At 60.2% G+C, this 6,520-nt stretch carries 5 protein-coding genes; 1 reads left to right on the forward strand and 4 read right to left on the reverse strand.

All coding sequences use genetic code 11. From position 1 onward, the window contains the following. Nucleotides 1-66: 66 nt before the first annotated feature. The 3 genes from GSQ77_RS08230 to GSQ77_RS08240 all read right to left on the reverse strand — a co-directional run bounded on the left by GSQ77_RS08230 (nucleotide 67) and on the right by GSQ77_RS08240 (nucleotide 4,040). Entirely contained in the window at nucleotides 67-1,335 is a 1,269-nt protein-coding gene (locus GSQ77_RS08230; protein ID WP_158900939.1) for a glycosyltransferase, read from the reverse strand. Nucleotides 1,336-1,348: 13 nt separating this feature from the next. Continuing rightward, nucleotides 1,349-2,779: a hypothetical protein gene (locus GSQ77_RS08235; RefSeq protein ID WP_216854870.1), complete on the reverse strand. Its 1,431-nt coding sequence runs from the start codon at nucleotides 2,777-2,779 to the stop codon at nucleotides 1,349-1,351. An 85-nt stretch (nucleotides 2,780-2,864) separates the two neighbouring features. After that, nucleotides 2,865-4,040 (reverse strand): acyltransferase, encoded by a 1,176-nt coding sequence (locus GSQ77_RS08240; protein WP_158900941.1) that lies wholly within the window; start codon nucleotides 4,038-4,040, stop codon nucleotides 2,865-2,867. A gap of 404 nt (nucleotides 4,041-4,444) precedes the next feature. Here GSQ77_RS08240 and GSQ77_RS08245 point away from each other — a divergent pair, with 404 nt between their 5' ends. Continuing rightward, nucleotides 4,445-5,590 carry an acyltransferase gene (locus GSQ77_RS08245; protein WP_158900943.1) on the forward strand — a complete coding sequence of 382 codons (1,146 nt, stop codon included), beginning with the start codon at nucleotides 4,445-4,447 and terminating at the stop codon, nucleotides 5,588-5,590. Between the two features lie 103 nt (nucleotides 5,591-5,693). Here the strand turns inward: GSQ77_RS08245 and GSQ77_RS08250 are convergent. Next, nucleotides 5,694-6,520 (reverse strand): glycosyltransferase (locus GSQ77_RS08250; protein WP_158900946.1); only part of this gene is annotated, 827 nt, incomplete at its 5' end.

The following is a 6,520-nucleotide window of genomic DNA, read 5'->3' on the forward strand; positions in this document are numbered from 1 at the left end:
GCTGTTTTTTTTGATGCTGTGGTGTGTTTGAACCTGTTGCTAGGGTTCGAGCCAATGAGCGTGTAGTTAAGCCGAGCGAGCGCCCGTGTCGCCGGTCGTGCCTCCAACCGGATTGCTCGCCGCGCCGCTCGTCGGGTTGCCGCCGGAGTCGCCCGCGGGATTGGCTATGGAATTGCCGGTATTCTTCGCGTGCGGCTGCAGCACGCGCAGCAGGTCACGAGACATCGCATCCACCGTGAAACGCCGCTTGAACGACTCGGCCGCCTGGGCGCGCATTGTTGCCCGCGAAGCCGGGTCGAGTTCCAGCCAGCGGCGCAGGTTTTGAGCCGTACCGTCCACGGTATCGGACGCCACCAAGCCGGCGCCGTCCGCCTGCACTTCACGCCAGATATTGATCTTGTCCGAGATCAGCACCGGCAAACCGCACCCCAACGCTTCGGCCACAGCAATGCCGAAATTCTCCTGATGCGAAGGCAACACGAATGCATCGCTCGCGTAAAAGGCACCCCATTTCATCTGCGCCTGTAACATGCCTGTCCAGGTAATACGCTCGGCTACGCCGAGTTCACGTGCGAGTGACTGCAAGGTAGCCATCCATTGCGCGCTATCGGGGCCCGCAATTACGAGGTGCGACGACGGATCGAGGGTCGCCACCTTGGCGTACGCTTCGATCAAAATGTCGCAGCCTTTCTTCTGATGAATGCGTCCAAGAAACAGCAGCAGGCGCTTGCCGGCCAGTTCGGGATACGCGGCTTGAAATGCCTGCCGCAGTTCATCGGCGTTCTCGGGCGGCGCACTCGTACCGAACGAAACGACCTCTTCCTGCGCGCGGTAGAGCCAGAAGGACTGCCGTGCGAGCAGCAACTCCTCTTGCGCGGTGAAAAGCACTTTGTGCGCATCGCGCAGGACCCGGTATTCGAACCATGGCCAATACAGCCATTTCTTCAGATGCTTGAGCGGATAGGTACGCTTGAACCAGGGGTCCAGCATGCCATGCGCAAATACGTAGTAAGGCACACCCAGCGCGCGCAAGGTCTTCCACGCCGCGTAGCCGTGGTATTGCCATAGTCCGTTGACGATTGCGGCATCGTATTCGCGCCCATGTTCGCGCAGCCAAGGAACGAGGCCGGGGCTGAATTTGTAATTACCGCGCCCCGGCCCCAGCGCGTGGACGTCCAGCGCAAGCGCCGACAGATAGGGCGCTGCGGGATCGTCCAGCGTGACCACTTCGACGTGGTGCCCCATGGCGATCAGGCTGGCACTGCTTTGCCGTACGCTTTCGGTAGGGCCGCCGGCGCGTAAATCGGCCGTCGCGAGCAAATGAAGAATCTTCATAAGAAGGCGCCTTTCAGGCAGATGGCAACATGTGGTCGTCGCCTTCAGCGCTGTGCGTGACATGACCCACCAGGCGCGGCGGGGGCCTAGGCGGCCCCAGCGCCGGCGCCGGCGTCAGCGACGGAGCAACGCTCACGGTGCGCCGCCGCGACCGCTTCACGGGTTGTCGTTTAATAGATAGCGACAGGCGCGAATACATGGACACCAGCAAGCCGAGCGCCACGCCGAATACCAGGCCTGAAAATCGCGGCCCGAGCGGGTTGCCGCCGATCGATGTCGCAAGCAACGCGGCCAGCAGCAAAATGGAGCGGCCCATGATCGGCAGATAAGGTGCGTCGGGTCGGATCCGCCGCCACGACCGGAACGCGGCGACGCCACAGTAAAGCGCGTACAACACGGCCGCGGGCAGCCCGATGCCGAAAATCAACCCACCCGCGAAGAACTGGTACACCCAGAAGTTATGCCCCGCCGCCCATTCCTTGATCGCAAAGAAATCCTTGCGGCTCAGTTGGCCCGCGAGATAGGGCAGATAGTCCGGAGAATAGTGGTAGAAGTGCCCGAAGCCCTTGCCGGCGAGCAACGATGTCGGAGACGACACCACTTGATCATACTGATCCTTCATTTCGGCGAGCCGCGTGATGGTCGTAGGGTCCCGCCCGGAGGTCGTTTCCTTCGATGCAAAGAGGCGCTGCGTCCAATGCTCCGCCACTTCGGGGAAGATGGCGGCCGCACTCACCGCTACGCCGCCAAGCAGAGCGATGAGCACTACGCTGCGCAGCACCGCCCGCAGTAGGTGGCGCGCCGAGTAGCCGCTCATCCACACGGCCAGCACGAACAGCAGTAGCGTCCCGACGATCAGGCTGCGCGTCACGCTGAGCAATTCGATGACGACGGTGCATAGAAACAGCATCATCGTGAATTTGGTCACACGCCTGGCGACCACCATTTCGTGCAGCAGGACGCCTTGCAAGCCGAGCAGGGTGACCGACACGATCCGAAAGCGGACGGTATCGAGGTCGGTGCTGATGGCCATGCCATAGACAAAGCTGAACATCATCGACATCACCATGGCCCAGAACATCGCTTTCTCAAAGTGCTTCAGACGTTCTTTGCGCCACGGGTGGCATGCCACGAGATAGCCCAGCAGGAATAACACGAAGGGCAGCAAGACGCGAAGGTAGTTGCCGAAGTCGTTACCTTGCAGCAATTGCGTAATGAAGCTGCCGAGCACGGTGAGCAGCAAGGCCGCCGTGACGATGGCACGCAATGCCGACGGTCGTCCGAAGCGCGGTGCGATCAGCACAAGTATCAGTCCGGCCGCGATGGTCAGCGCTGCCAGCAGGAATTGCGCCGCGTGGCCCGAGGTTGCTTCGGCGCTTTTATAATCGAGCGCGAGGGGACACAGGAAAAGCCAGATCCAGAGTGTCGTATATTTATTACGCATGACAGTCTCTTTTCGTCTTCACATGTTGCGTACGTCTTGTTGAACGTCTTGCCGCACATGTAAAGCCGGATAGTCGATGATCGGTTTAAGAGGGCACCCGCGGTGCGATGTCGCGCAAGCCGGGCTCCGATGATGATGCGGGTTGGGCAAACCAGGCCTTCACGCGTTTTCGCATCGGCTCTTCGAAGTATTGGAAGATCACCACGCTGCAGCAGATCGTGAAGATCAGCGCGATCCAGCCGTTCGAGGCGCGAAAGCCGACGATGAAAGCCAGATGCGCCATCGGCACGTGTATCAGATAGAAGCCGTAGCTGGCCTCTCCAAGCCGGACCAGCCAGCGCGAATTCAGCAAGCCGATGACCGGGTGCTCGAGGAGTGCCAGCCCCAGGATCAGCGCGTCGAAAACCGGAGACTCCAGGAAGTAGGCCGGTTTGAGCGGTTGCGTGTAGCCCAGCAGGGCTATCGCGACTAGCGATGCACCCACCAGCAGCATTCCTATGCCATGGGTTTTTTGGCCCCTTTTCTTGGCCCCTGAGCGCAGCGTGAGGAAGGCAATCGCGGTACAGGCACCCAGTACGAATTCGAACAGGTGTGTGATCGGAAACTGCGCAATGATGAAGCCACTGCGCCCAGCCGGGAATACGCGCGCCACGACCAGTATCCATGCGCCCTGCAGGATCCAGAGCGCCACACAGCTCATCACAAGCGTGCGCACGCGACATGGTGCGATCGTGCGCAGCAGCAGCGGGAACAGCGCGTAGAAGAACGCCTCGCACGAAAGGCTCCAGGTCGGGCCGTTCCACGGCTGATTGAGCGCGGCAAACGGCAGCCATGCGGTGAGGAGCAACAGCTGACACAGCAAGCTGACGGCGAGTGCGGCGTAGGCCCCTTTGCTCAGCGCATACCATCCGTGCATGAGAACGCCGTTATCGGCGTACAGCAGATACACGGTGACGAACGTTGCCAGCACGATCGACAACAGCAGCACCGGATAGATTCTTGCGACGCGCGCAACGTAGAAGCGTCGCACGCCACGGGTCTCGATCGTGTCTCGGTACGTGATCGTGAGGATAAAGCCGGATAGCACAAAGAATAGAGACACTGCGCGGCGGCCGCCGTCGACCCACTGAATCCAGTGTGCGGGCGTGCCGAGCAATCCCAATCCGGTGAAGTGACAGAGTGCCACCGTCAGCGCGGCGAAGAATCGGATGCTGGTCAGTGCAGGTAGTGCTGCACCGGGTTGCTGTGTCGTCGCGCCCATATCCCCACGCCCCCTTTGCCCCGTTGGCCAAAATATAACAGCGTTAAAAATGGCCGGAACGCGTGCGGCTGCAAACAGCTAGCCATCGTCGTAAAAGCACTGATCCCTGTGCACTTCGCGGGGCGCTGTCCGCTTTGTATCGTGTCCGCTGCTGCGCACGCTTGGGCCGCGCTCGCCCTGATTTCAGCCCGCATGTCGGTCCGCATTTAGGCCCGCTGTGCGTCTGCGGTCTCAGAGCACTCTCGCGCATATTCGTATTTGGCCTGTGCAATGGGTTATCGGCATGCAGATTTCGCGGTTTGGCCGTACACGCCGTGATGTTGGCGGATGGATGCGCCGTTGTCGGTTGAAGATTTCAGTTCGGGCGCGCAATTCACCGCAGGCAGCAACCAGGGGAGGGCGGCATGAGCATAGTCGGAGCAACCCGCTCGCAGATGCCCAATCGCTCGATCGAGCTCGACTTCATCAGAGGGATCGCCATCATTGCGGTGATGGGTTTCCATTTCCACACCGTGCAAACCGGCAGCGCTATCGTCGGCGCGATCGAATATCCGTTGAAGAACTTCGGGCGCGAGGGTGTAAACCTGTTCTTCACGCTAAGCGGTTTTCTGGTTGGCGGCTTGCTGTTGCGCCAGTACGCGGAGTCCGGCCGAGTCGATGCACGGCGCTTCATCATTCGCCGCATCTTCAAGATTTGGCCGGCCTATTACGTGCTGATACTGTTCCATGTATTCGCCGGCCGTCATCCGACCAGCACGTTCTTGATCCAGAATCTGACGCATCTGCAGAACTATCTGGGCTCGTCGATCACGCAAACTTGGAGCCTCGCGGTGGAGGAACATTTTTATCTGTTCCTGCCGGCGCTGCTGCTGATCTTTTCGCGTCTGCACTTGCGGGCGAATGTCATTATCGCCAGCTTGCTTGCGATTTGTGGCGTGGTTCTGGTGGCGCGCTGCATCGTGGTTTGGAACGGCGACGTCCATGCAGCGTTTTTCTACACGCAGTACCGCATCGACAGTTTGTTGTTCGGCGTCATACTCGCGGCGATCTATTGGATGAAGCCCGGCATCTATCGTAATTTTGCCCGACGCAAAGGCTTGCTGATCGCCATGGTCGCCGGGTTGATTGCGTGGCTGGCACTCTGCACGAAGCATGTGGCCCTCGACGAGAGCATCGGCTACACGATCCAGACCCTCGGCTTCGTGGCGCTGCTGGTGCTTACCTTGGAATACTCCGCGCCTATCCACCGAGCTATCGTCTTTCGCGTGATTGCCTGGATCGGTGTCTATTCCTACGGTATCTACTTGTGGCACTCGCTGGCCCTTGGGCCCGCGGATATCCTGATCGCGAAGGCGACGGCGCTGGGCTTGCCCGCGATCATGGTATGGGTGCTCGTCATGAGCGCGCAGTTCTGCATAGCGATTACGCTGGGCTACGTCACCACTCGCGCGATCGAGTTCCCCATGCTGCGCATCCGCGACACGTTGTTCCCCTCCAAGCGCCGGGCCGCACCCGTCGATGTGCCGGCCGTCGGCGGACAGCCTTCCTGAGTGAGTGGGTGGTGTGTCTTGCCGTGCTGCGCCGGTGCTGATGGATAGCTCGCGTAGCGCTTATGATCTTCATGCAGCGCTCATGATCTTCACCGCATGCTCTTCACGCCGCGGGATGGGGGCGCAGGCCGCGGGCGCTCGGGTCGACCGGCCATGGGCCTAGGCCCGCTTGCTGCAGGGTCAGTTTGAACTGAGTCAATGTGTTCCTCGCGAGCAGGTGATCTTGCGCGTCTGCGGCGGTGTGTGTCGTCTGCGGCGCATCGAGCAGGATTCGATCCAGCGCACGATTGATGGTGGGGCTGGAAAGATCGTCGATTACGGTGCCGAGTTCGGCGTTCTTGCAGAACCATCCGATCAAACCGTCGGCGGTCGCGATCACGGGTTTTGCAAATCGATAGGCTTGCACGAGCACGCCGCTCATTCCGTAGTGACCCTTGTAGCCGAGCCAGACAGCATCGCAGGCAGAGAATAGATCGAGTTCGACTTCGCTCGAAATGAATTGGTCCAAGATGACGGGAGCCGGCGACAGACGCGTGGCGGCGTGCTGAAGGAAGTCGCGGGTATCGCCATCCTGGTTCCCGGCAACCACGAGCGTTGGCGCGTCGCGGCGCTCTGCACAGGCTTCGACCAATTCGTGTATGCCCTTTCTGTGGTTGATCAGGCCGTACACGAGCAGATGTTTTCCGGCCCCAAGACCGAGGCGCTTTTTAGCCAAAACCGGATCGGTCGCTTTCACGTCCGGGAAGGGGTCGGCAAGGTATTCGATCATGGCGCCTTCGCTTTCTCGCCCTCGCGCTTGTTCTGGCGCTTGTTCTCGCGCGTGTTCCTCCGCTTTTTCCTGTTTCTGGAGAAGCGCATACCATTGCAGTAAGGTTGGATCGATCGTGAGCAGGGTTTTCATCCCGGTCGATTTCACGGCTCGCTTGAACA

The sequence above is a fragment of the Burkholderia sp. L27(2015) genome (assembly GCF_009765705.1).
Taxonomy (GTDB): domain Bacteria; phylum Pseudomonadota; class Gammaproteobacteria; order Burkholderiales; family Burkholderiaceae; genus LMUX01.

Bases quoted from the DNA above. Each gene is read 5' to 3' on its own strand.
- GSQ77_RS08245 (WP_158900943.1), top strand. From the start codon at position 4,445: ATGAGCATAGTCGGAGCAACCCGCTCGCAGATGCCCAATCGCTCGATC.
- GSQ77_RS08240 (WP_158900941.1), bottom strand. From the start codon at position 4,040: ATGGGCGCGACGACACAGCAACCCGGTGCAGCACTACCTGCACTGACC.
- GSQ77_RS08230 (WP_158900939.1), bottom strand. From the start codon at position 1,335: ATGAAGATTCTTCATTTGCTCGCGACGGCCGATTTACGCGCCGGCGGC.
- GSQ77_RS08235 (WP_216854870.1), bottom strand. From the start codon at position 2,779: ATGCGTAATAAATATACGACACTCTGGATCTGGCTTTTCCTGTGTCCC.